Origin of the sequence: Mesorhizobium sp. (assembly GCF_004962925.1) — a bacterium.
GTDB lineage: Bacteria > Pseudomonadota > Alphaproteobacteria > Rhizobiales > Rhizobiaceae > Mesorhizobium.
Map to the genome: position 1 here is coordinate 1 of NZ_SUEO01000016.1, position 24,327 is coordinate 24,327.

A 24,327-nucleotide genomic window follows, 5' to 3' on the forward strand; every position below is an offset into this window, starting at 1 on the left:
GCCGACGGGCCGCCTCGGCCTCGACCACTTCGAGGGCCGCTCCTGGCAGGGCCATCGACACGCGCTCATGACCATGATCGCTCATGCTTTCCTCCAGCGCCGCCGCCTGAGAGCGGGTGGGGAAAAAAGAACAGCCGAAGGACCCCTCAGCCAACACTACCCGCCGTGCGAAGAGCCCTTCACGCAGCCACGCCAGAGCGACGTCCTCACAGCCGCATTAGGCTCACGCCATCGACGCGACCACCTCCAGCATCACCTCCGTCGCGCCGCCGCCGATGGATAGGGCGCGGGCGTCACGCGCTATGCGCTCGATCGGGCTCTCGCGCATGAAGCCCATAGCGCCGTGGAACTGCACGCACGTATACGCGACCTCGTTGACGAGTTCGCCGCAGATAGCCTTCACCATCGACACCTCGCGCAGGCAATCTTCGTCCGCCGCCATGCGCCAAGCGGTGGCATAGAGAAACTGGCGGCCTGCCTCCACCTTCGCAGAAAGCATGGCCAGACGTTCACGGATCGCCTGCATGTCCCATAGGACGCCCCCGAATGCGCGGCGAGCTTTCACCCAGCCGAGGGTCATATCGATCGCCGCCTCGGCCGCCCCTATCGCCATGCCGGCGAGGACAAGGCGCTCGTTCTGGAAGTTGCGCATGATAGAGTAGAAGCCCTGTCCCTCTGCGCCGAGTACGTTCTCGGCGGGGATACGGCAACCGTCGAAGACGAGCTCCGCCGTATCGGAGGAGCGCCAGCCGTGCTTGTCCAGCTCGCGGGCGACGCTGAAGCCTGGCGTGCCTTTCTCGACGAGGAACATCGTGATCCCGTGGCTTCCTGCCGAGGGATCGGTTTTGGCGGCGACGCAGTAGAGATCCGCGTGGACGCCGTTGGTGATGTAGAGCTTCGTGCCGTCGAGGACGTAAGAGTCGCCCTCTCGGCGGGCGCGCGTGCGGATGGCCTTCACGTCCGAGCCCGCATCCGGCTCCGTGATGGCGACCGCGGTGATCACCTCGCCGCTGATAATACCCGGCATCCAGCGGGCCCGCTGGGCTTTGGTCCCGTCGTGAAAGACATGCACGGAAGCCATGTCGGTATGGACCAGCGTCGCGATGGCGACGCCGCCATAGGTCGAGCGCCCGAGCTCCTCGGCGAAGATCGTGGATGCGACCACGTCCATCTCGGCACCACCATACTCGGCCGGGTAGCGGATGCCGAAGAAGCCGAGTTCGCCCATGCGGCGCAGGATCGGACGGGGAACGAACCCGTCCTCCTCCCAGCGATCCGCACGGGGCTTGATCTCCTCCTCGACGAACCGGCGCACCTGGTCGCGTAAGAGCTCATACTCCCCCGCCGCCCAAGGCAGCCCCGATCCTCGCGCCGGTACCCAAGCTTTGTCCATCATCTTCATCCGCTCTGCTGTGCAGTCCAACGCAAAAGCTTCCGTCCGAATTGGTTCCCCAAGGCCATTCGGAGGCCTTCCGGTAAGCTAGAGTTCGATTTCCTCTCTCGGTCCTTCCGAGACTGAAGGGGCTCTGGAATCGGCCACCCAGAGCATTCCGTCGATCACTTCCGCCAGTCCGGCCACTGTCGGGCGCTCGAAGAGGTTGCGAAGCTGCACGTCGACGCCGAAGGTCTCCCGCATGCGCGAGACCGCCCGCATCACTAGGAGCGAGTGCCCGCCCAGGCCGAAGAAGTTGTCGTCACGGCCGATCGACTCGACCTTCAGGAGCTCGCACCACAGCGCGGCCAGCGTCTTCTCGGTCTCCGTCGAGGGGGCGGCGAAAGCTTGTGCAGGCTGGATGTTTTCCGCCGTCGGCTCGGGAAGCGCGGAGCGGTCGATCTTGCCGTTGGACGTGAGCGGCATCCGTTCGAGGCGAACATAGTGCGTCGGAATCATGGACTCCAAGAGTTCTTCGGCGAGGTGGGCGCGCAGGTCCGCCACGGTCAGGGGTTTCGACGAGACATAGTAGGCCACAAGTCGTGCGATGCCGTCTTCGGCCGCTGGCGGTTCGACATAGCCGATTTGGGCCATAATCTGCTTGATGCGGGGTACGTCCAGCTCGTCGTTGAGTTCGTCAATGGCTTCATCGCGCGTCTTCTGGCCGAGACGCACATCCCAGCTGTAGGGAAGGGCGTAATTGTGATGTCCCCGCTGCTTCTTATGAACGTAGATGCCGACATCGTTGATGAGGCAGTTCGTGGAGCGTCCTGTATCCGCAGGCCGATTCCATCCCGCCTGCGTCTTCAGGAAGTCGAGCATGTCCTCCAGAGGGACGCTCCAATAGCGGTAGAAGTCGATGAACTTCACTTCCTCGAATACTGAGTCATTCCCGAAGGCATCCACGTCGAGATAGCGCGACACAGCATCCTCGCGGCGGTGATACTCCTTGCGCGCCTCGGCGATGAGCGCGTCCAGACGGGCCGGATCGTAGTCGTCCCGCTTGAAGACCTCCTCGGTCAGGCGCGTCTCAAAGAACTGGCCGCGGGACAACCCCGTCACGATGTATCCGATCCCTCGTTCGCGGGCGACGTTTGTGGCCAGGGTGTAGATCGTCTTGAAGCAACCGTTGCAGACGTTCGCGAACCGTTTCAGGCTGTCGACGAAGATCTCGTTCATATGCGGCGTGCTTCCCCAGTGGTGATCCACGCCGAGTGAGTTCACGAGCCGCCTGATATTGGCCTTGGCTCCTTCCGAAATGAAACCGTTGTCGAGGGTGAAGGTAAGCGGTTTCACCCCCATGGCGACGAGCTTGCACAGCATAAAACTGCTGTCTTTGCCGCCGCTCAACAGCACGATGCAGTCGTAAGGTCCCTTCCGGTTAGCCTGCATCTCCGCGATGAGAACCTGGAGGTCATCCGATGTCTTGAAATAGGTCTGCGCCTTGTCGACATAGGTGTCGAAGGCCCGGCATAGATTGCAGACGCCTGCCGCATCGAATGTCGTGCCGGGCAGGCCGGACTCAACACCGCACCGTTCGCAATAACGCACTTGTGTCGCTGGTTTCGCCACCGGGGTGGCGATGGCAACGACAGCGCATTCCTGAACGTGCGGGTGCTTCAGCAGCCGCGCTTCGATCTCGCCCAGCTCGACACGCGCGCCACCAACCTTCACCTGATGATCGGCGCGGCCGAGAAAGTCCAGGCGCCCTTCCGAGTTCCAGCGGGCGAGATCGCCCGTCCTGTACAGCCGCAGCTTCGAAAACCCATCTCGGGGATCGGTGACCGTGAGGAAACGCTCATCGGTCAAGTCAGGGCGATTGAAATAGCCTCTCACGAGACCGTCGCCGGCAATGAACATCTCACCGATGATGCCGGGGGCGGTGGGCTGATGTGCCTTGTTGAGGACGTAGATGCCCGCATTGGCGGCCGGAACGCCGATCGGCACCGATGCGGATTGATCCCGGTCGATGTCGAAACGGTGAATCATGCAGCCCACAGTGGCTTCGGTTGGTCCGTACTCGTTGTAGATCTCGATAGGATGGGGGATGGCTTTTGTGATATCGCGAGCCAACTCGGTTTTGAGGTCCTCGCCACCCACGATGAACTTGCGCAGCCTTGTGGTCTCAAGATTGCGGTCGCGGATCATCGCGAGATGCGCCGGCGTCAGCTTCATGATATCGACGGCATTGTCGTCGATGACCTTGAGCACCACCATGCTCTGGACTCCGGGATCACCAAGATAGACCACGATGCGGCCGCCGGTGATGAGTGGCGTGAAGAGCGTCGTGACGGTCAGGTCGAAGGCGAGGGATGAGAAAAGGGGCCATGCGAGACGTTCGCGGGAACTGTACACCCGAGCGGCCCACCAGATGTAGTTCACCAGGTTCCGGTGCTCGATCACGACGCCCTTGGGCGTGCCGGTCGAGCCGGAGGTGAAGATGATATAGGCGGCGCCGTCCGGAGTGGCAGCGGACGGTCGGGCCGAGTCCGGCTGATTCAAAATCGACCCGAAATCGGCGTCGAGCACAAAAATGTCGGCAAGGTTCGGGGAAACGACCGATTGCAGGCGCGCCTGAGTGATCGCCACCGGCGCCCGCCCGTCGGTCCCGTTGGCAATGTCCTTCAGGATTGTTGCCAGACGCCCCTTCGGCGTTGCCGCATCCACCGGCACATAGGCTGCGCCGGACTTCAGGACGCCTAAGATCGCGACGACGACTTCAATGGAGTGCTCCATGAACACAACGGCAATCCGACCCGGCCCCACGGTCGAACTTAGATGCGTGGCCATCTGGTTGGAGCGTTCGTTGAGCTGCTGGTACGTCAGCGTTGCGTCGCCGAAGCGGATCGCTTCAGCGTCAGGACTACGCGTCGCCTGGTCGCGGAAGAGATCGATGATCGTCCTGTCCGACGGGTAGGGCGCTGCCGTGCCGTTGTACTCGACAACCAGCGCCTGATGATCGGCATCTTTCAGCAGGGGAAGCGCTACGCCCTCCGCCGCGATAGGTAGGACTTCATTCATGAGATACGCTCCCCATCGCGGAAATCAAAAAATCAAATCACGTCAATCATTTCAGCTTTTTTGGATTGCCTGGCGATAAAGTTCTGCGATGGCAGGTGCGTCCGGTTCCTCCAGCATAAGGGGATCGTTGCAGTCCTCGGGCCCGAAATAAAATTCGGCATGGGGCACCACTCGAAGCCATCGGTGCGGTGCGGCACCCGATCGCCGCCAGGCCTTGTTCGGAAGGAATATGCATACTCGACCCGAATACGGAGTGGGAATGTACCGCCGCAAAGCCGTGATCGCCGTGGATTTGAGTCGAGCTCTGCTCGCCAGCACCGGATCTGTCGTGACAGGCTCGTTGCTTTTGCGAACGAGGGTCACGAGAGCGCGGACGCGCTCGCCAAGGTTCCGGAGGCGACTGCCGAAATATCGGAGACGGGCGCCGAATGTCGGCAGCTTCGCCATCTCTCGCAAGCACGAATCGGCGCTGCGCTTGGCAAAGAAATACAGCAGACGCGGCAATTCCTTATAGGTGGTGGGGTGAAGAGGGGCAAAAAGCGCTATGCATGGGACCTCCGCTCCGCGTTGACCCAGGATTTTTGCCAGTTCGAAAGCGGTTGCAGCGCCGGAGCAGTAACCGGCGATGATGTACGGACCGGCGGGCTGATATTCGACAATCTGGCGGGCGAAGTACTCGGCGATATCTTCGACGCGGTTCATCGGCTCGCTCTGCCCATCGAAGCCAGACGGTTGGAGTGCGTAAAACGGTTGATCGCCGCCCAGGTGTTTCGACAGGTCCGAGAATGAGAAGGGCGCCCCGATATGCCCGGGTACGGCGTAAATGGGCGTGCGTGTTCCGCGAGACTGCAGGGGAATGATTGCAGGCTGTTGCAGGGCCGCCGCCTTGGCCATATTCAGAAACGCGATGATCTCGCCCTTCCGGTCCCGCAACTGGTCGCGAAACTCTGCCGTCAGTGCGCCAACTGGGGCGTTGCACCGCAGCCGGTCGCCCTCTACCCAGACTTTGATGTCCCTGACCGCGAGGTCTGCGAGAAGCTCCGGGAATTGCATCACGTCCGCCGACATAGGGCCTTCCGATCACTTTCTTCATCATTTACGGCGGAGCCGAAGTGGTTCCCGCGTCCCAGTTGCTCCAGCACGACGGTTTCATCGATGAAACTGCCGCCTCTTTCTCCGTACGCCCGGGACATGTCAGTGAGCGCTGTCCCGTGTTCTCGACCGCGAAGTGTGGGAAACAAGTGCGGTTCGAATGAACTTGCGTGCAGTCCAATGGAATTGGTTGAGCTTCTCGTTTATCCAGCTTCTCGTTTATCCCCAGTGCATCGTAAGTGAATGATGGCATCGCGGACACTTCAATTCCGGACTACCACTCAATTCCGGACTACCACGGTCCCGATGTACTCAGATTTCGGTACGAACCTACGGACAGCCCAATCCCTTTCATCCCAAGAGAGGGGCTGTCCTAAGCCGCACCCCAAGGCCTTAGAAATAGCTTCCAGCCGGGTCCAGCGCCGGAGGAAGCCTTCCAGCCGGTCTTCCGGACCAAGGGCGGTGTAGGACCCATACTCGGAGGAGGAAAAGCAGAGCGCTGCGATCTCGTCCGCTTCGGGCACAGGGAGAACTGCCTCGATGTCCACCCCGACTTCCTGCCCGGTCGAAAGGGCGACGACTGCGACATCTCCGGATCGTGAGACGCTGAAGCGCAAATCGCGAGAAGGCATGCGGTGCGAGAGGTGGGGTTTGCCTAGGCGTCCATATTCTAGTTCGACGTCGGACGGCGAGATTCCCAGTTTGGAAGCGAGGACCCGGCGAAGCTGCCCACGGGTAGCGACAAAGCGGCGGCGGTCCCGCTCCAGTCTCAGCCCCTCGGCGCGCCGACGTTCCTCTTCGTTGAGGCAAACGCCTATCTCGCGGATGACGTTCTGCTCCGCATCGAGCATGAATGCCAGGATCTCCAAACCACCATTCTCGAGAACCGGCATTATGATCCCGGGTCTCAGCTCGACTTCATCCAAAAAGTTTGGCGAGGGCGGTGCCGGCTCCACAAGAGGCTGACTGACGCCGAATCTGACGGGTCGAATTAATCGATGTCCCGGCCGAGCCGAGAGAGCATGAAAATTCCAGCTCGCGCCCAATACGCCATGGCGATCGTCCCCGCCCGCGCCAGAAAATTGGATAAAGTCGAACTCGGGGCAGCAGTCAGAAGTCATACGTGGTTTCCGATCGCTGGGAGCGCTCATCCCGCACAAGCGCAATTCGTTCTAATGAACGCCAGCGCCATTCATGCTGACTTCCTGATGAAACAATCACGTAAGGGCGAAAGCAAGGAGCGCCTGGTGGATATTTTGATGTATGGATGGCTACTTCAAAAGACCCAGACATACTGCTGCCCGCAAGGGGTCTGCCGGAGGCGAAACTGCCAAATAATCTTGCCGGATTGACAATGAACTGGCGCTCCAATGATCCCCTGCTCTGACGAGCAAGGCTGCTGCGCCGGCTCTGGCCAAAGAGCAGTTACTTGAATGCGGAATTACGTCAGATCAAAGCAATCTCCGCGCTTCGCTTGCGCGGCCGAGTGACCGCCTGGGCGATGGGCTTTTGCTGCTGGACGACCGAAGCCTCCCGGCCTGCCCGCGAGGCTTTCATGCCTTACGGAAGAATTGGGATCGTGTCCCTGGGAGTAGCTGACGGCTTGGTTTCCACAGCAGGCCCGGCTGGCGTCCTACTCGGCGGTGGAGGCACGCAGATAGAGGCGGGCGGCGATCTCGACCGTCTTTCCGACGAGCGACGCGCGCCAGTCCCGCATTGTGGGCGTTGCGCAGCCGCTCGGACGATCATATCGTTCGGGTGCCCGATCATCTCCGCAAGGTCCCAGCCAAACAGCGCGTCGGCCGCATGGTTGGCGAACCGGATGACGCCGTGGACGTCGATGGTGAGGATCGCAAGCTCATGGCGTCGGCAAAGCCCATCATCGCCGCGCGCGATCTCGCTGTGGCGAAGCTCCAACTGCTGCATCACGAGCGCCGCGAGCTCCTGCAGCGCCCGGCGCCGACGATCTGCCGCGCCGATGGCTTGGTCCAAACGATGGCAGCCCTTCGTTGAGCAGGATGGCGCCGTCATCACCGGCCGGCACACTGATGTTGGCGAGCGTCCGCCGATAAACGGTCCTGTCGGCCGCTGCGGAGAACCTCGCCCTGCTGGCGGCGGATCAGGTGGACCGAGGGGGTACCCCCCGCACGGACAGAAAGGGGCCGAAAGGTCCTTATTCAACGACTTAATATGGTCGCTACGGGCTACTTGTAATCTATGGCTCCAGCGGTAGGAGTCGAACCTACAAGCCTTTCGGCGTCGCATTAACAGTGCGGTGCGTCTACCAATTTCGCCACGCTGAAACATAGATTAGACAAATCCAATCTCTCCTTGGTCCTCGCCTGCCGAAGAGCCGAACCCGCCGATCGATTGTCGGCGATGCAGAGCGCACTCCGTGGCAGAGATGACGCTGAGACAATCAGCACCTCAACTCTGGTTGATCTTTCCGGTACGTTGAAACCGGTTCAGTTTTGACGGGGCGCCAGATCACACGGCGCAGCGTTTCTTTCGCGCCTTTTGCTGTCTCCAGCAGGGCCGGACCTGGATCGCCCCAGCGCCAGTAGGCGTTGTGAATCCGGTGACCTGGTGGATAGTAGCAGCCGGCGCCAAGGAACCGGGCCGAGATGAAATCCCTGAATTCATCGCGCCAGACGTGAGTCGGATCAAGTTCCAAGGGTGGGTATGACTGCCCGGCGGCATCGCAATAGCCGACATGACAGAGATTGATGCCACACAGGGCCGAGATCTCCACCTGCCCATCGACCCGGCCAACGGTTGGCTCGACAAACCAAAAGCCGCCGTCACGCTGGTCGCGTTTGTACTCCATGCTGGCGAAGCCGTTTGTCAAACCGATTGATCGGAAGAAGCGGATTGTCAGATCTTCCAATTCCTCGGCGACTTCTGGCGCCGCCCAGCAACTAGCGGTCACGCCGATCTGAGGCGGCCAGGAACGGCCTTTGCGGCCCGTAAAGGCGACCGAAGAACCCGGGCGCAGGTAGCACAGGCAAAAGTAGATGGAGTCATTCGACCCCTCGATCCACTCCTGAACAATCACCTCCCCCACCGCGTCCAGCACTTGCTCGCAGAGCAACCGAGCGTCGGCTTGGGTCTCAATGCGATAGGCCTTCTTAAAAGAGCCGTCATACGCCGGGGAACGGCTGTTTGGCTTCACGCACAATGGAGGCCGAAGCTCACGCAGGCCGTTCAAGTCACCATGGTTATGCGCCAAGAGGGTTTTTGGCACCGGAAAGCCACCGCGCTGGGCCAGACGAAAAAACGGCTCCTTCAGAGTCAAGTCGACCAGCAGTCCGTGGAGTGGGAGTTGGAAGCCGAACCAGGGAGCTACACGGTCACGGTGCCGCGACACTGCCAATAGCGGACGGTCGTCGGCAAATATTATTACGCCTCCATGAGGCATTCCCTCTCGCAGTAGAACTAATTCCTCTACAAATTCTTCGCCGTTAAACGTGGAAACGATAACTCGTCGGGCATATCGCGATACAGCTGCCACATCATATTTTGTCTCAACGACTACAATCGGCCGAAGCCCCGCTTGAGCCAAGCTGCGCACAGCGGACAGGCCGTTTATTCCTCCTCCCAAGACCAGGGGTGTCGGTGCGCCACCGGCTGCTAGGCTGTGTTGCGATGGATTTGTCACCTGACTAGGCATGGTAGCCCTAATCCTAGCGAGAAGACTGACTTCTCTTGATTCGTTCAAGGTGAGTGTTCACAGGCATTTTCGGGCTGAAGATGTCGACAGCGGAGCGGTGCTGCCCCGCACTCGTGCGAGGGGATTCTCGCCACAGCCTAGGGCGCAGACTCGCCAGGTGCCTTGATATCGTGCGAGAGGTGAAGTCGGTGCCAAACACGAAACGCATGACCGGTCCAAACGTCGTAGTCGATATATGCCCGACGAAGTACAACCCCGGGATGGACGACTCGAAGTTCGCGGACAGCCTCGGAGTTTTTCCGAAAAGACGCAGCTGTTCGATAATCGAAGAGCTTAAGAAAGGAAAACGACGCACGTCCGCCTTATAGCCTGTCGCCGCGATTACATGATCTGCCTCTACGACTTGAGTGTTGCCGTCCATGGAAAGCAATTTTAATTGTATTTCGTGCTCTGATAATCTCACTTCCTGCGGCGAGCGTCCTACAAGCAAAGGAATGGTTGCTGCCCGATCCTTCATTGGCTCCCCTCCAGACGGCGAGGGAAACTTTTCTGCCATTTGAAGTCGATAGTACTCGGGGAAATAGCGAAAGAGCCAAGGCCAGTCCGCGAACAGTCGATGTTTCCAACCCGGGCCGATTCCAGAAACGGGACATGCCAGGCGGCGTAGCATCGGGTGCGAGCCTGAGCCTCCCCACCGGCCACTGTAAATGATCGTCGGCTTGCGCGAGATAAGCTGAACCTCGACCCGCGCTTCGTTCAAGAGCACCGCTATATCAATTGCGGATGCTCCGCTTCCGAGTACCGCGACCCGCTGCCCCCGGAATCTTTGGAGGTCGTGAACGTCAGCGGCATGCGAAAGCTTATCGCTGGGCAGTCGGGACAACAACTCGGGGATATGGCGGAAATAGGTCAGGCCCGTTGCAATCACCACCTTGCGCGTCCTGAAGGATAGCCCGCTCTTCATGCGAAGATCGAATCCTTCTGGAGCCGGAACCAAGGAAACGAGTTCCTCGTCTTCCACGCCCGGCACGCAGCGTTTTTGGAACGCCAACCCGTAGGCGGAGAATGTTCTCAGCGGAATTGGAAGATCCAGATGGTCATAAGGATTGCCGTGCTCGATGCAGAATTGCCGAAGAGTAAAAGCATGCTCGGGATCAGAAAGGTTTGATGCGAACCCAGCTGACTTGAGCAGCATGCCTTTCGGCATCTTGCTTTTCCAGCTCTCCATCGGGCTGCCGATTATCCGGCAGTCAATGTCCAGTCCGCGCAAGTGTGCAGCTACCGACAGTCCATAGGGGCCAGCACCGACAATGGTCACGTCGCACAACTTATACAAAGCGTACCTCCCATGGATCCTCGCCTGCCGAAGGGCAGCACCCGCCGACCGCATATCCAAGAACCTGCTACCTACTTGACACTGAGTGGCGGGTCCTTTTCTGGCCGACGCTTCAAGCCGCGGCCTGTGTCATGTGAGCAACAATGCTCCCTAGCACCCGCTTGGCATCACGCAGGTTTGCCTCGATGCGGCGCTCTGGAGTGTCTCTGCCTATTGCGATCCACTTCATGGGATGCTCCGCATTGGCCAGGTGGGACTTGTGCCCGGAGAAGCCTGCCAGAAAATCGTAGCCGCACTCCCCGCGTCCGATGCTGTCCTCAATAGCCAGAACATGGCTGATAAGCCCGGGCTTGAGCCGACCGTCGCGCTCATAAAGAAAGCCGCTTTGGTAGTTGTAAACACGGCCGTCATGCACGAAATTGTACAGGACCCCAATTGTCTGGTCCCCAGCCAACGTCCGTGAGATGCGGACGGCCCCGGTGGGAACTCCGTGTGCAATGAGCTCCTCGTGAAATCGACGGAAGCTCGGATTGGCAAAGGCTCCCCTGCGTCCCCATCGCGACTGATGAAGCTCGGCGAGCAAATCAAACGCGGCGAGCGCCTCCGATGTCACTTCGACGGTCCGGAACGCAATGGGGCCGCGTTCCGCATATAGCCGCATGGCACGGCTTACCGCTTGGCGAGTATTGCGGCCCAATGTGGCGCGGTAATTTCCGCCTTTCTGGCGGACTTTGGCGAAATCGATCCACCGTGCCGTATCTTCTGCTTTCACCTCAGTAAGGAGCCCGGCCCGGCCCGCTATGCGACAAGCGGCCAACTCGAAGTCCGGATCAATTCCGGAGAGCACCAGTTGGTCAGAGTGGCGCAAGTGATGCGCCAAGGCCTCGACGCATGCCACTCGAGTGGCATCGGCCAGGGATCGCTCCGCAAGAATATCGTTGTACTCGATGAACAATCGATCGAAGCGAACATCTCCGGTTTCATTGAGCAGCCAACGCGCCCGCGCATGCCGCCCGAAACTCCACGCCCTCCGCCGGCAAATAATCGCCAACCCAACGATCCTGCTTGACGTCCGAGCGACTAGAAGATGTGGTTGCGCGCCCCCCGGCAGATGCCGCAGCCAAGTTCCGATCCAGAGCCAGGACAGATAGAATGAGTGAGTTGCTCGCGTTTCGAGCTCCTTCCAAACGGTCTCGAGTCTCACGATGTCCGGCAAGGCCTCCACGGCAACGTCGATGACCGTATCCTGGCGCATGGCTTGTTCTACTGAAGCCACGCGATCGGGTTCCGCACCTATGGCTGAGACATCAAGAGGTCCTGATATACAGCCATCTTCCTGATACTTTGCGCATTGCGGCGGGAATGCCAGGAGTATCCTCGCTGCGCGCTGCTGTTCGTCCATGGAGCACTCGGGGTTTTCCTGTTTAGAGAAGACTTCAAGTCGCGAGGCGCTGGAAGTGAAGACTTGCAAGCGCGGGAAGTGAAGACCCTATTCTTGGCTACTCACGGAGAGCTAGTCTGTGCCTGCTGGAGGAGTACGAGCGACCGCTTCACACGGCCCCCTTTAGAGCGGCCAGGACCCGCGAAGGCGGTTCCGAGGTATTGTCTCGAACCGCGGCGGCTCACGCTCTCATTTATAGCCGAGCAGGCGAATCCCCATCAGATGCCGAAGAACCGAATTCGTAGGGGGTCTCGATCGCCCCCGCCAAACTCCTTGCATGACCATTTCGAGCATGATCCCAATTTTGGCAGGAACGAGCACATTAACGGCCCCATGGCCGAACAGCACAGCCTGCTTTCGAAGGCCAATCCCCGTAAACGCGCGTGACAGCTCACGATAGCTATATTCCTTCAGGTGGAATCCACATGCAACTTTGTCAAAGTATACCGAAATGTCGTGAGGACCCGTGACCGCGTTTGGAGTGATGCAATAGTAAGCACCGCCAGGTGCAAGAACGCGATATACCTCCGAAAGCTGCCTTACTGCGTCGTCGGGGTGGAGGTGCTCCATCAACTGATCGCTGAACATAAAATCGAGACTATTATCGGCGAAGGGTAGATGGATACCATCGATCTTGGCGAATTGAAAATTGGCGGGTTTCTCCCCAGGTGGCAGTAACGCGTCAGTTACGTCGATTGCATTTACTGATGAGCAATGATTGCACATGCTGAGGCTAAGCTTACAATCGCCGGCCCCCAATTCGCCGAAACGCGCGCCTTTCCGGACAAGCGTTCTTAAAAGGCGGGTCTGAAGATTGACGATACGATCGTCTCTGTATTCATTCCTATTTTGGGGATGATCTTCAAGCGAAGTGAAAAGCTTGCTGTACACTTCAGCATAGAGGCTGAGCCGATCGTCTTGATCTGAGTTCAGCAGCTGAGCAGCCAGAGCTTTCTCGATTTGATAGTGCGCAAATATTCGCTCTGGCGTACGCGCGTCGTGACAAAATTCCGAAATCTTTGACCAATCCCGCTTGATAGGCACCTGTGTCCCGTTCGATGTCATCCCACTGCAACCTTTGTCAGTGATCCGAACTCCTGAGCGGAGGCGGACATGCTCGTTCATGAAGCGGTTCAAGTTGTCGGCGACGGCGAGTGGTCGTTTCGCGCTTCCCACTTCGTGCCGACGCGTTCATCCACGCGACCAGCCATGCAGCCAATGTCCTTGCCGGGCATCAATTCGGAACGATCCTCTCCTCCCTCACCACGCGGGCAGGGTCGACATCGCTTGGGTTGCACGCGGCTGGCAAGCTCTCGCAGGTCGGCGACAAGGTCGGGACCGACGAACCGGCAGGCTCTCTTGGCTCGCTTTCGCCCACGATGATGTTGACGAGGTCGCCTGGCTGCAACAGGGTCATCCCAACGGTCTCGATGCTGACCGGCCCGGCTGCCGATTGCCGCACGATTTGATAAGTTGCGCTGTTTTCGTCCTTCGCAAACTGGGCGCGGGTCACCGGCAACGTGTACAGGACGCCTTCGCTGGCGTTCAACTCGCGAACATTGGCCGCGATCTGGCTCTCCGTGGTCTCGATCTCGACCTCCAGATCGTTCCTGAGGTCGGCCCGGGTCCGCAACACCTCAAACTCCAGCGACGCGAGGCGCTGCTTGGCGCTCGCGTATTGGTTGAGGGCGTCCTGCCGACGCTGTTCCGCGTCGGACAACTCACTCTGGATCTGAGCCATCACCGTCATGCTAAGAACTTTGCGGTCCACGAGCGTGCGCATGCTATTGACCCGTTCCTGGCGCAGCTTGACGAGTTCGTCGAGCGACTCCATGCGCCCATAAGCGACAACATCCTGCCTGGACGCCTCCAGCGCACGCATGGTCGCGCGCTCGCGATCTTTGCGGGCCGTGGCGACGGCCTTGCGCCGGTCGCTCTGCTCGTTGACGAGGTTGGCAGCTTCGGTGGCGCCGGCCAGTTCCAGCAACTGGCGCGGGATAGTGGGTGCCGTACCGTCGCGCTCGGCCTTCAGCACCGCCGCGCGCGCGAGCAACTTCAACATGGCATCGATCGCCCCGCTCCGCTTCTGGGTCTCACGCACGGTTTCGATCTTCTGCCACGGCTCGCTCTCGGCCCGGTCGAGTCCGCCGGCCAGCGCGATCGCGTGCAGGATCGTCATGCCGGCCGCGTACTTGAACGAGCCAGGATTCTTGACCGGCCCCAGCACGTAAATGGGTGGGCGCTCCAGCGCCAGGATGTTGACCAGTCCCTCGCGGCCCAGCAGTTGATTGAAGGTTTCCACCAGGTCGGCCTGTACCTGTTGCGTCGACCGGTTGGCGACCGGAATGAAGCCAAGCAAAGGCACGGAAATCGTGCCGTCCTCTTGGACAATATATTCGCCGCTCAGTTCCGGACGCTGCTGGATGCCGTGCAAGGCCGAGGACGCGCGCCCCCACTTGTCTTCCTCGACGTCGACGCGCTCGTAGAACGCGACCTTGAGGCGGTCGCCGACGACAAACAGGGCTCCGGTTGGCACGCCTGGCGCATTGCTGAGGGTTTTGGGGCGCTCGGCACTGGTGGGGACGGCAGGGACGACGCTCCGATCGACCAACGCCGCGGCCGATGCATCAGAAACGATCGCGCGGGAGGGTTCGGCCGTGGCTTGAACCGGTTGCTCTAGCCAGCTATCGATAGCAGCAGACACCTTCTGCACCACGGCTCCGGAGACATCCGCGGCGTTCTGCACCACGGCGCCGGAAACAACCTCGACCTTGTGCAATACGGCTCCGGAGATATCCTCGACCTTCTGTATCACGGGTCCGGAAACAACCTCGACGCCCCGCCAGTTTCTGATCGCGGCCCCTCCCAAGGCGGCGACCCCGCAGAGCCCAAAGGCAAGCAGGGCGGCCTTCTTTCCCCCGCGGCGAGCCGCCCGTGACGAAGGGGCGACGGGGTCGGAATTGTATTTTGTATCCATCGCCATGGCGCGTGGCTTTCAATGGTTGCCATCCCGTCCCGAACTGGTCGAGCACGGGTCGACAGGCAAGGCTCTGCCTTATCGTGACCCTTCGCCGCCAGCGGCACAACTATCCCTTTGTGGGCACTCCTTCCGGATAAAGCGCGGCCTTGGGAGAACTCGTCCAATAGCCAGGTTGCTGCGCTGCAGGAGAACTTGTTTGATAGCAAACGGGACAAAAACGATCGAACGCAACGAAGAGGCGGAAATCTTGGTTACCGACGCAGCGTCTCGAACCGCTCTGCGGCTCCGACATGCGTGCGCAGGATGGCGGGGCCGTTTCCAGCTTCATCATCCAGGCTCTGGAGAACGAGCCGATCACCATCTACGGCTCCTAGTTGCAAACGCGATCATTCTGCTACGTGGATGACCTGATGCACGGCTTGACGTGCCAGATGAATTAAGAGGCGACATCGATGAAGAGGTCAATCTTGGCAACCGTATCGAGGTAACCATAAGCGGAGCCGGCCGCCGCCTCATGGTGGTTCTTTCATCGGCTCTCACGTCACGCTCGAATTCCGGCTCCTGCCATAGGACGATCATAGCAGCGCTGCCCGATATCGGCTGCGCCAGGCAACTCCACCATTGCCCGCCGAAGGTGAAATGCAAGGAGCGACTCGGCAGACTTCGCCTCCTTCGATGCCCACGAGGCAGCTGTGCTGTTGTGCGCGCTGCGCTCCAGCACCCTGGCCCACACACCCACTTCGCCACTGGCAGCCGCGGCACGTCTCGCCTCAAGCTGCTGAAGCTCGGGGCATTGGTCAGGATCAGTGTGTGCCGCCTCAAGATCGCCTTCGCCCTGGCCCTGCACCGTCATCCCCGAATGGCGGCTGCCCGGGGGCGGCTCGCCTGGGCCCGCGGCTCTCCGCCTGACATGCGCCGCCGCCCCGCGCCAGATCGGCGGCACCATCCACGGCCGACGGGAAACCAAGCCCCGGTAACCCAGACGGCTGCGCAATCCGGCGCCACGATGGCCGCCGGCCGGAGCGGCTGAAAACCAGGGCTCGTTCCCTTCCACAAGTCCTCAGGTTTGAGAAATCCGGATAGGCCTCGACGATGCTGCCCTACGCCTATTGAGGGTATTTCGATGTAGGGATTTCCTGGCGTAAGCTTAAGAAAAGAAACTTTGGGGTTGGCGCGTGGAGTGCCCTACTCGACGCGTGTACCTCAATAGCGTCGGAGCGAGAGGCAATGACGACAAGACAATCTTTCATAACAGTACTTGTCGGGCCGAGCGAGTTACTCCGAGAGGGCCTTAGTCGAATCCTGGATGCGGCAAAGTTTCGTGTTCTTTTCTCTGCAGCTTGTGTTCACGATATTCTGCAGAAGCCGCTACCCCAGCACCGGCCCATCTTGCTCATCATAGATGTCGGCGGTACTGATGCGGATGCTGAATTCGCACAAATTGCAGAATTTAAAGCGATTTATCCGACCAGCCATGTCGTCGCGCTTGCCGATCACTGTCGATCGACAGATATAGTTTCAGCTTTTCATGCAGGCGCTGACGGGTATTTGACAAAAGTCGCTGCTCACGACACCTTCATCAAAGCGCTCGAATTGGTTATGCTAGGGCAGACGGTGTTACCTGCCGAAACTTCGACGTCTATTCAAGATATAAGGCATGGTCTGAAACATGACGCGGTAGCTGATGAGTTAACAAAGGTAGCTGTTAAAGTTGAGTACGAGGATCAAGAACTATCAATTTTGTCAAGTCGGGAAAACTGTATTCTACGTCGCTTGATCGAAGGGGAGTCTAACAAAGCCATCGCGCGCGAGATTAACATTGCCGAAGCTACGGTGAAGGTACACGTCAAGGCCATCCTTCGAAAGATTCGGGTCCGCAACCGTACACAGGCTGCAGTTTGGGCGATGAACCATGGCATGCTTACTTCGGCGTCTGGCAATGCCCCCTCGGGGAACGAAAAGATGCCAACTCAGCCGTCTCACCATCCGCACGATCTACTTGAAGCAAAAAAGGGGTACCTCTTTGTCGACAATCATCATCCTGCTAACTCGTCTTAATATATCGTCATTCAGGCTGGTGCATTCGCTTTGCCAAAGCTTCGCCCTGATACGAGGCTCCGCGATCAAGAACGCATAGGCTCAAATCCATCCCCCGGCGATGGGTAGCGGGCGGTGGAGACGGCATCGCAGGGGCGCATGAGTGGACCCCCCAGTGGGGGACCACGACCCGGCCTTTTGTATTGGAAGCAGGCCGTCTCAGATCGGTTTTCCTTAAGCGTTGTCGTCCGCTCCGAATAGCGGTGGATCAACGAATTAGATCGAGGAAACGGCTTGAACTCAGCGCGTGATCTAATAACAAAAATGAAACATATATACAAAGCTGACGGAGTTTTACTACCATTTTGAAGTTGAGGGATTTATCAAAATGGGCAAAGCAAAAATTACTTCTGGATTTTCGTTCAGCAAAGTCCGGATCGGAACGGTCGAGGGCGGAGAATCGGGGGTTCTGGTGTGGAAACGCGACCAACTGGTGGCGGTCCTCACCCAGATCGACGAGGAAGCCTACTCGACGAAAGGCAAATGGTTTCTCGAGACGGGCTTCGGGCTGCTGAGCGGGCAGCACAAGAATTTCGATACGATCGAGGAGGCCATAAGATGGGTGGGCAGATACACCTTCCCCGAGCCTGCTTACACTGCAGATTGAGCGACCGATTCCGAGGCAGCAATTTACCCGAGTCCAAGGTCAGCTTGGCAATGCTGCCGATCGTGCCAAGACCCACAACGGAGATCCTCCGACTTTCACGATCTAAATGATTGGCAGCAACAAGTCGAACACGGCCCACCGGGATTCACCCAAGGCGGGCCGCGCTTTGCTTGGGTTCACTCTTCAGCCAGAGTTCCTTCCGCGAGAAGATCGTTGACCTTGTAGGCGACTTCCGTGCGGTTGGTCGCCTTCAGCTTCTTCATGATATTTCGGATGTGGACCTTCACGGTGCTTTCGCGCAGATTCAGTTCGTAGGCGATGATCTTATTCGCCTTGCCGCGCCGGAGCGCTTGCGCAACCTCGGCCTGCCTGAGCGTGAATATGCCTGTCAAAGGCTGCGTGTCGCGGCTGCCCGAATCTATCAGGTGCCGCATGGAAAGGACACTGCTTGCCGGCACGAAGATGCCTCCCGCTGCCGCAAGGTTGATCGCCTCGACACAGACATCGATGCCGACCGAGGTCGGAATGTAGCCACGTGCGCCGCATTCGAGAGCGGTCAGTATCTGCGCGAGGTCTTCGGTGTCGGCCAGGATGACCAAAGGGACTGATTTGAACTCGGACGAAATATGACTGATCTCGTCTGCGATGCCATGATCGGTGACGTTCCGGCCGCCAAGGTTGAAGAGTATGGCTGCAAGGGGAGGGGCCGAGCCCTTCTTCATGCGCCATTCATCGATTGAACCCATGGCGGCGACCTCCATGCGGAGTTCGTGGTCCACGAGAGCCGAGGCGAGACACTCGCGGTCTAGGGCCCTTCCGTCCAGGATGAGGAGGCATTCCTTGCCTGGTTGTCCGCGGACGCTTTCCGTTCCGCTGCACGGAACTCCTGACCGATCGGCCGAAGCGGAATTATGCAGTCCTGCTGTGGAACCCATACCGATACCACTCCTTCCCATACAGCCGCCTCGCGGCGACTGATTAGTCTCCTCGTTTCCAGCATTTGAAAGTTTGATTCCCAGCCCTTATGAGAGCTTAAGGCTCGATGCCCCGCTTTGAGTCTCTAGCAGTTCTTCGCTCCCCCTCTCAGCGAGAACAGCTTGGGCAGTGTAAGGTCTATTTATAAGCAGTCTCTAACATAGGTTGTTTTTTCGGTAATTTCGCCGCAAACGGACGCCAAGCTAGAACCCCAGGGCGCGGGAATCTGCCTGAAGACGCAGGGATGGGATGGCTTAGTCATCTCAAGCCGCTGGCAGTCGAACGACCATCGGGTAGTGCCTGCGGCGATTGCAGCGATAGACGAGGATTCCTTAAGGTGGTGGTTGGCATGGTCAGGTCGCAGCGCTTTGATATCGGTTGCCCAACGCTTAGGTGCTAGAACACCCGGTGGATCTGCCGCGGTATGTGAAGCACCTGTACTTATTCGGCAGCACGCTCTCGTCGCGCGATAGGCCTGTCGCCGTCGGTCATGATGATCGGGCCTTTTTGCCTATTGCTCAACACGAACGAGGTTGAGTTCCGCTCGGCCCGTCCTTCGCCGCAAGCCGGATGCGAATACCGTGTGGTCGAGATATACCATGGCCCCGCCAGGCCGCGCACGACCAGTCGTCCGGAAGAATTGGCTGGAACTGTTCCGGCGACGGCGAAGGTTCCAGCGGAAAATTTGCTGATGGCTCATGCGCTGCCGCTCTAGGAGATGGCCGCTACCTGAGATACTCGTTGTCAAATCCGGCTATTTCGACCAGCTTCTTGCGGTTGATCACCTGTACATGGCCCGCCTTGAAAGAGACGAGATCGGCCTTGCGGAGTTCGCTCAACGTTCGGTTGACGTGAACGGTGGTCATTCCAAGAATGTCGGCCAGTTCATATTGCGTAAGGGGACACTCATATCTCCCATGGGCCGACAAGCCAACCACGGAGAGCCTCTCCTCCAACTCGAGCAGGAAATGGGCGGTGCGGCTCATCGCGTTCCGCCGCCCGGTATTCATGAGATGTTCGGCAAGGATGGCGTTCAGGCGGGCCAGGGAGCAAGCGATCTTCTTCCCAAGGCTGCCTTCCGACAAGATGGCCTCGATCAGTTCCTTACTGGAAATTTCATAAACAGTTAGTTCGGTTATGGACGCCAGCGATGCTAAACGTGGTCCGTTCACAGAACGGAAACCGACAATGTCCCCCGTGAGGGGAGTGTCAATGATCTGCCGTTCTCCGTCCGGTAGCCCGTGGTAAAGGATGGCCCAACCCGATTTTACGATGAATATCTCATCGTTATCGTCATCCTGGCGGCCTATCACCGAATGGGGTTTGTAGATTTTTGCGGTAACACCGAGAAAATCGTTGTTCCCCCAATCCTTCGTCGACAATGTCCCCCCTATGGGATGCGAGCGCATGAACTGCCATAGTGTCCGCATGAAGAATCGCAAGCTTGCTTCTATTTCCGCACAACTACAATAATTGTCCCCGGACGAGTTCGACAGAACGACCTCCTACCGTAGGGGCAGGCTGGCCTACTGTCCTCGTCTGTTTGAATGAGGCAAATTGCGCTTAAATCAAGGTGTTGCAGGCATCAGGCGGTTAAGTATCCCGGCTTGTCTCGGGACACTCGCTCTTTGCTCGCTCGGCGGCGTGGCGGTTGCCGGCGCACTAGATGCGGCCAATAATATGCCGTTCTATACCGATGTCATCATGAAACGCTGAAGCCGATGCCTGAGTTCAAGACAGTGTTCATGGCAATGCTGCAAGAAAAGGGCCGGCTGACACAACCCCTCGACGGGCCGCGAAGTAGCAGGATCTATCACTACTCAGTCAGCCTGCCGCTGCGGTGCCCGAGCGCCTGCTTCGCAGCATACATGGTCGGCGAGCGCTTGCCGGGAAGGTTAGCCTCAAGAACAAGTTGTTCGACAAAACCCTGGTTCATTTCGAACTCGACGCATTGGTCAAGCTTATCGACAATCCAGACCCTGTAATAGTCTTTCTTAAGATCATATCCGGAATCATCGCTGGGTATCTTTAGCGGAGGCGCCGGTATCAACATAATCTTTGGTTTTGGCAGATCGTATGTGTGTCCCTCATACGCGTATCCAAAAATTATTCCAGAGCTAAATTTCTTCGCATTTATCTTTTTTTTTGGATCTATGTCGATTGCGCTTAACATCAGCATATAATTATCAAATATAGATTTAATAAAAACGTAAGAGCTGTCTGGCTTATTGTCTCCTTGATTGTCAAACATGGTTCTTATCAATTTTAGCAACTCGTCATCATTATTGTCAGGAGCGCTTTCTGCCAATTTTGAAAAAGTTATGGCGTACTGGCCCTCTTTTACAATAGTGTTTATATCGCCAAATTCATTTTTGTCTTCTGGCTTTGGTAGTCCAGGAACCCCGTAGAGCCGCACCTGCGTTGCATTGAATGCTCCGTGCACATCGGTCGTCGCAGTCGTATATGTGGGACGGTGATAGTCGTCGCTCATGTTGGTCCTCCTCACTTTGACATTCAGTTCATGAGATTTCTCGCCACCTGAAATTTTCCTCGAACTTAGCGCCCAGCGCCGGCGCGATGCGACCGCCAGCTTCGGTTACGGCAATCGCGGCATTCTCAAATGTCAGATCGTCAGCTTCGAGGCTGGACCAGGTCCGGGCGAGGGCCAGCGCCACATCGTCACGCGCCCGGGTAAGCGCGCTCTTGAACAGGAACGGCCTGGCACGGAAGGCCAGCGCCGTGAAATCCGAGATGCGGTGCATGGCGGCCTCGTCGATATCCCTGATGTCGATATCGAGAAGCCGTTCGTCGGCTAGTCCATCACCCACGAGATTCGCGTGGTAGGTGTCTACGATCGTATCGAATACCGCCCCAGTGAAGGGCCGCGACCTGTCATGGATTTCGTCGGAGACTTCAGACATGCGGCGCGAATTGCTGGCGAGGCGAATCTGCCGGTCGCCGATCAGTTCGGCAATGCGGTTGAGCTCGTTCATGACGAGGAGGTTGCCGTTGCAGTGGCGCAGCAGCCGGTCGAGACCGCTGTCGAAATGCAGGAAGGACAGAAGCGACGTTATGTCGGCGCTCGCCTCATGGAACGACGCGAAGTCGCCGGTCTTCAATCCATTTGCCGGCACCCCAAAAAGGGAAAACAGAATCGCATGGCCGACCTCGTGCGCAATCGTATCGAAGTTGAGGGCATAGGGATAATTTCGACCGTCGGGCGCCCTGTCCGCGCCGAGTTCCAGATAACCGTAGCCAGACTGGGCGTTGTTCCAGTCGACCCACGGAATGATCTCCAGCCGCTCATAGGTTTCGGCGAAGTACCAGGTAATCGGCCGCCCAAGGTAGCTTTCCCAGATGTCCAGGACCCGGCTGACTGCCCCGAAGGCGTGTGCCGCCAGGAACTGACGTGAATTCAATGAAATCTGGTCGAAGTGACCGTCGTAGGCGGGTTCCGCCGGCGGGAAGACCTCGCCAACGAAGGGCGGCAGATAGGGATACTCGTAAGGTTCCTTGTCGAGGAGCGGATCGCGGACATAGATGCGATGGTCCTCCGGACCGGGGCGTAACCGGCCCGGCGGGGTCGATATCCAGACGGTCTCGGGCGTGCCGTAATCGGCAAGGTGGGGCACCTGCGGAAATAGCAGGAAGCGCGTGCCGACGGAGCGACTTTCGTCGTTGGATCGATCGAGCGTTCCTAGTAGCTCAGCCCCTCTCATTTTAATACATTAGCAAAATCTTACGTATTGTAAATTGAGATTGAGAATTCTCGCCCTGATGCTTTCAAATCTCTAACCCGGCTTCGTCGAGATCCTTAAAGAAAGCCGCCGTCAATTGGAAATCTGGCAGGGGTGCGGGCTCCTTGAATAAACCGTGATGCAATAGCCGAAGTGCATCACGCGCATCCTGCTTCTTTTGCTGAACGAAAGTTGCGGCGAGGATCTCCTGATATTTCTCGACAACGAGATCACCTTCGCATGACAAGGCGTCAACGACGATGCGGGCGAGCGTGCGCTCGCGAAAATTGAGAGCTTGCGCGGCGCGCTCCAGGCTGGTTCGGTATTCAGCCGAAATGATGCCTCGACGGCAGGCCCCGCGAACCGTCATGCGAAGATCGATCAGCGCGTGGGTTATGGACGCGGAGTTTACCTCCCATGGTCCGTGCAGCACGGCCACTGCATCGTCAGGCGCAAACGCAAAACGACGATACCACCGGTAGATGAGCCCCACTCCCTGCATGTATGGAAAAAGTTCCGCAGCGCGAAGAGCCCCCATGCTCGCTGCGCCTATTACCGGAACACCTTTCGCTATTGCCCAAAGGATTTCCTTGTGCCTGACCGCCGGCTCCGACTGAAAGCCGCCGTCAATGATGACTATCGCACTCGGATCAAAATGCTGCACAGCCGCAATGATCGAACCCTGCACAGCCGGCGGAAGGCAGATCGCCTCCACCACTTCCAGCACTTCGCCCTGTGACAGGGTGGGACCGGCGAAGACCAGCTTGGGACGCATATGCCTAGCCATGCAACAGCGGCGTTAAGGCTGGTATGACGATCCTGACGACCGACAGGTCGCCGAGCGGTCTCGTATCGAGCTGAATCATGTACACTGTATCGATTCCTGCGCCCTCGATCTGTGCGAGAAGAGCGGACATCCTATTTCCCGCGCTGGTGTAATTCTGCCCGGCAATCGCATGGAAATGTACGTCACGAGGGCCGTCGGACAGGAGACGTCGGTGCGCCGCAATTTTTTGCCAGTCGGGATATTTTGGATAGGACGCACGCGTCAGGTCATCACGGGCGCCGGAGATCGCCGTCAGTCGCGACTGCGCCGCCTCGTAGATTGCGTGAACGATCGCGGACGCGGCATCGAAACCTGCAGCCGAGCCCTCTGCCGGATGGTGAAGAATTGCAGTTTCCGGCGGCCGATCCTCCATGAGATGGCACCAGATCACCGGTAGTCCCAGCGGTGAGGGGGCGTGCCAAAGCCCCACCAGCAGGCCTTTGGCTTCCAGGCTTTCGAGAAGGCTCGCAACTGTCGGATGGTCGATCGTTCTCGGGTCAATTCGACGGCGCTGGAAAAAGCCATGGATTCGCTCCGCCCGCGTGAGTGCGTCGCGCTCGATGCATTCCATTATCCCGTGCAGGATAGAGTCCGTTTCCTCGAAGGAGGCCGCCAGGCCGGACGTCGATGAAGCGAAGATTTCCTCATGGGGCCGCGGCGGGAACACGTAGGCAGTGTGTACAAGCTCGAATGGGACCCAATCCTGCAGACCACCCTTGAGGATATTCTCGGCATGAATCCAAGCAATCTTCCTGCTGCGCCAGCCCGGGTCGACACCAGGCTGGAGATGGGCTTCGAATCTTTCAGGAGGAATATTCAGGGAGTCTGCGGAGGCCGCGATGGGGTCGTAGTGCGCCAAGCGCTCGGCAAAGTAGGACTCTGCGGCCTCGAGAATGGCCGATACCGCAGCTTCGGTTCTGGTCGGCCCCTTGCCTTGCGAAACGGAATTTAAAAGGGAGAAAGGCCTGACCGCCTGAACCACGGGTATGTCGAGCACGTCGAGACCTGTGATGTCTGCAATCCGTGTGATGCCCAAGAGCTCGCGCATCGTCATTAGCCGCATGAGTGCTTCGCGCGGCTGCGGACCCGAGCGCTCGTATCGTTCCAGCATGG

General features: G+C 58.6%; 19 protein-coding genes, 1 tRNA gene and 1 pseudogene. 5 read left to right on the forward strand and 16 right to left on the reverse strand.

The features are described 5' to 3' along the window. Window positions 1-330 (forward strand): annotated as a pseudogene (locus E5W87_RS05990) (hypothetical protein); the annotation flags it as partial. On the opposite strand, the gene E5W87_RS05995 reads toward E5W87_RS05990, so the two are convergent. The 4 genes from E5W87_RS05995 to E5W87_RS06010 all read right to left on the reverse strand — a co-directional run bounded on the left by E5W87_RS05995 (window position 224) and on the right by E5W87_RS06010 (window position 6,471). Further along, window positions 224-1,402 carry an acyl-CoA dehydrogenase family protein gene (locus E5W87_RS05995; protein ID WP_292394931.1) on the reverse strand — a complete coding sequence of 393 codons (1,179 nt, stop codon included), beginning with the start codon at window positions 1,400-1,402 and terminating at the stop codon, window positions 224-226. The pseudogene E5W87_RS05990 and the gene E5W87_RS05995 sit on opposite strands and share 107 nt — an antisense overlap. A 78-nt stretch (window positions 1,403-1,480) precedes the next feature. Then, window positions 1,481-4,453, reverse strand: coding sequence for an amino acid adenylation domain-containing protein (locus tag E5W87_RS06000; RefSeq protein WP_292394933.1), 2,973 nt, complete (start codon window positions 4,451-4,453; stop codon window positions 1,481-1,483). 51 nt (window positions 4,454-4,504) lie between these two features. Continuing rightward, window positions 4,505-5,521 (reverse strand): thioesterase domain-containing protein, encoded by a 1,017-nt coding sequence (locus E5W87_RS06005; protein ID WP_292394935.1) that lies wholly within the window; start codon window positions 5,519-5,521, stop codon window positions 4,505-4,507. A 305-nt stretch (window positions 5,522-5,826) separates the two neighbouring features. Further along, window positions 5,827-6,471 (reverse strand): 4'-phosphopantetheinyl transferase superfamily protein, encoded by a 645-nt coding sequence (locus E5W87_RS06010; RefSeq protein WP_292394937.1) that lies wholly within the window; start codon window positions 6,469-6,471, stop codon window positions 5,827-5,829. Between the two features lie 96 nt (window positions 6,472-6,567). Between E5W87_RS06010 and E5W87_RS06015 the strand changes: the two genes are divergently transcribed. Both E5W87_RS06015 and E5W87_RS06020 read left to right on the forward strand, forming a co-directional pair. After that, window positions 6,568-6,897 carry a hypothetical protein gene (locus E5W87_RS06015; protein WP_292394940.1) on the forward strand — a complete coding sequence of 110 codons (330 nt, stop codon included), beginning with the start codon at window positions 6,568-6,570 and terminating at the stop codon, window positions 6,895-6,897. A gap of 454 nt (window positions 6,898-7,351) precedes the next feature. Next, complete coding sequence (locus E5W87_RS06020; RefSeq protein ID WP_292394942.1) at window positions 7,352-7,558, forward strand: hypothetical protein; 207 nt, start codon at window positions 7,352-7,354, stop codon at window positions 7,556-7,558. 205 nt (window positions 7,559-7,763) lie between these two features. Here the strand turns inward: E5W87_RS06020 and E5W87_RS06025 are convergent. The 6 genes from E5W87_RS06025 to E5W87_RS06050 form a co-directional block, all read right to left on the reverse strand. Then, window positions 7,764-7,848 (reverse strand) — tRNA-Asn (locus E5W87_RS06025). A gap of 116 nt (window positions 7,849-7,964) precedes the next feature. Beyond that, window positions 7,965-8,840 carry a hypothetical protein gene (locus E5W87_RS06030; RefSeq protein ID WP_292394944.1) on the reverse strand — a complete coding sequence of 292 codons (876 nt, stop codon included), beginning with the start codon at window positions 8,838-8,840 and terminating at the stop codon, window positions 7,965-7,967. A gap of 388 nt (window positions 8,841-9,228) precedes the next feature. Then, window positions 9,229-10,551: an NAD(P)-binding domain-containing protein gene (locus tag E5W87_RS06035; RefSeq protein WP_292394946.1), complete on the reverse strand. Its 1,323-nt coding sequence runs from the start codon at window positions 10,549-10,551 to the stop codon at window positions 9,229-9,231. Window positions 10,552-10,663: 112 nt separating this feature from the next. Next, window positions 10,664-11,953 carry a GNAT family N-acetyltransferase gene (locus E5W87_RS06040; RefSeq protein ID WP_292394948.1) on the reverse strand — a complete coding sequence of 430 codons (1,290 nt, stop codon included), beginning with the start codon at window positions 11,951-11,953 and terminating at the stop codon, window positions 10,664-10,666. 228 nt (window positions 11,954-12,181) lie between these two features. Beyond that, window positions 12,182-13,117: a class I SAM-dependent methyltransferase gene (locus E5W87_RS06045; protein WP_292394949.1), complete on the reverse strand. Its 936-nt coding sequence runs from the start codon at window positions 13,115-13,117 to the stop codon at window positions 12,182-12,184. A gap of 109 nt (window positions 13,118-13,226) precedes the next feature. Beyond that, on the reverse strand, window positions 13,227-14,975 hold the full coding sequence (locus tag E5W87_RS06050) for a polysaccharide biosynthesis/export family protein (protein WP_292394951.1): 1,749 nt from the start codon (window positions 14,973-14,975) through the stop codon (window positions 13,227-13,229). Between the two features lie 1,224 nt (window positions 14,976-16,199). Here E5W87_RS06050 and E5W87_RS06055 point away from each other — a divergent pair. Further along, window positions 16,200-17,030: a response regulator transcription factor gene (locus E5W87_RS06055; protein WP_292394953.1), complete on the forward strand. Its 831-nt coding sequence runs from the start codon at window positions 16,200-16,202 to the stop codon at window positions 17,028-17,030. Window positions 17,031-17,397: 367 nt separating this feature from the next. Then, window positions 17,398-17,676 (forward strand): hypothetical protein, encoded by a 279-nt coding sequence (locus E5W87_RS06060; RefSeq protein WP_292394955.1) that lies wholly within the window; start codon window positions 17,398-17,400, stop codon window positions 17,674-17,676. 176 nt (window positions 17,677-17,852) lie between these two features. On the opposite strand, the gene E5W87_RS06065 is transcribed toward E5W87_RS06060, so the two are convergent. The 6 genes from E5W87_RS06065 to E5W87_RS06090 all read right to left on the reverse strand — a co-directional run bounded on the left by E5W87_RS06065 (window position 17,853) and on the right by E5W87_RS06090 (window position 24,325). Continuing rightward, entirely contained in the window at window positions 17,853-18,611 is a 759-nt protein-coding gene (locus tag E5W87_RS06065; RefSeq protein WP_292394957.1) for a response regulator transcription factor, read from the reverse strand. Window positions 18,612-19,376: 765 nt separating this feature from the next. Next, window positions 19,377-20,033 carry a Crp/Fnr family transcriptional regulator gene (locus E5W87_RS06070; RefSeq protein ID WP_292394959.1) on the reverse strand — a complete coding sequence of 219 codons (657 nt, stop codon included), beginning with the start codon at window positions 20,031-20,033 and terminating at the stop codon, window positions 19,377-19,379. A 434-nt stretch (window positions 20,034-20,467) separates the two neighbouring features. Beyond that, window positions 20,468-21,142 (reverse strand): hypothetical protein, encoded by a 675-nt coding sequence (locus E5W87_RS06075; protein WP_292394961.1) that lies wholly within the window; start codon window positions 21,140-21,142, stop codon window positions 20,468-20,470. A 28-nt stretch (window positions 21,143-21,170) separates the two neighbouring features. Beyond that, complete coding sequence (locus E5W87_RS06080; protein ID WP_292394963.1) at window positions 21,171-22,370, reverse strand: hypothetical protein; 1,200 nt, start codon at window positions 22,368-22,370, stop codon at window positions 21,171-21,173. Between the two features lie 64 nt (window positions 22,371-22,434). Next, the gene (locus tag E5W87_RS06085) at window positions 22,435-23,163 is read right to left on the reverse strand and encodes a TfuA-like protein (protein ID WP_292394965.1); all 729 of its coding nucleotides are present in this window, start codon (window positions 23,161-23,163) and stop codon (window positions 22,435-22,437) included. Between the two features lie 4 nt (window positions 23,164-23,167). Beyond that, window positions 23,168-24,325, reverse strand: coding sequence for a YcaO-like family protein (locus tag E5W87_RS06090; protein WP_292394967.1), 1,158 nt, complete (start codon window positions 24,323-24,325; stop codon window positions 23,168-23,170). Between the last annotated feature and the right edge of the window lie 2 nt (window positions 24,326-24,327).

Bases quoted from the DNA above. Each gene is read 5' to 3' on its own strand.
- E5W87_RS05995 (WP_292394931.1), bottom strand. From the start codon at position 1,402: ATGAAGATGATGGACAAAGCTTGGGTACCGGCGCGAGGATCGGGGCTG.
- E5W87_RS06000 (WP_292394933.1), bottom strand. From the start codon at position 4,453: ATGAATGAAGTCCTACCTATCGCGGCGGAGGGCGTAGCGCTTCCCCTG.
- E5W87_RS06005 (WP_292394935.1), bottom strand. From the start codon at position 5,521: ATGTCGGCGGACGTGATGCAATTCCCGGAGCTTCTCGCAGACCTCGCG.
- E5W87_RS06015 (WP_292394940.1), top strand. From the start codon at position 6,568: ATGAAAATTCCAGCTCGCGCCCAATACGCCATGGCGATCGTCCCCGCC.
- E5W87_RS06020 (WP_292394942.1), top strand. From the start codon at position 7,352: ATGGTTGGCGAACCGGATGACGCCGTGGACGTCGATGGTGAGGATCGC.
- E5W87_RS06040 (WP_292394948.1), bottom strand. From the start codon at position 11,953: ATGGACGAACAGCAGCGCGCAGCGAGGATACTCCTGGCATTCCCGCCG.
- E5W87_RS06045 (WP_292394949.1), bottom strand. From the start codon at position 13,117: ATGAACGAGCATGTCCGCCTCCGCTCAGGAGTTCGGATCACTGACAAA.
- E5W87_RS06050 (WP_292394951.1), bottom strand. From the start codon at position 14,975: ATGGCGATGGATACAAAATACAATTCCGACCCCGTCGCCCCTTCGTCA.
- E5W87_RS06055 (WP_292394953.1), top strand. From the start codon at position 16,200: ATGACGACAAGACAATCTTTCATAACAGTACTTGTCGGGCCGAGCGAG.
- E5W87_RS06060 (WP_292394955.1), top strand. From the start codon at position 17,398: ATGGGCAAAGCAAAAATTACTTCTGGATTTTCGTTCAGCAAAGTCCGG.
- E5W87_RS06065 (WP_292394957.1), bottom strand. From the start codon at position 18,611: ATGGGTTCCACAGCAGGACTGCATAATTCCGCTTCGGCCGATCGGTCA.
- E5W87_RS06075 (WP_292394961.1), bottom strand. From the start codon at position 21,142: ATGAGCGACGACTATCACCGTCCCACATATACGACTGCGACGACCGAT.
- E5W87_RS06080 (WP_292394963.1), bottom strand. From the start codon at position 22,370: ATGAGAGGGGCTGAGCTACTAGGAACGCTCGATCGATCCAACGACGAA.
- E5W87_RS06085 (WP_292394965.1), bottom strand. From the start codon at position 23,163: ATGCGTCCCAAGCTGGTCTTCGCCGGTCCCACCCTGTCACAGGGCGAA.
- E5W87_RS06090 (WP_292394967.1), bottom strand. From the start codon at position 24,325: ATGCTGGAACGATACGAGCGCTCGGGTCCGCAGCCGCGCGAAGCACTC.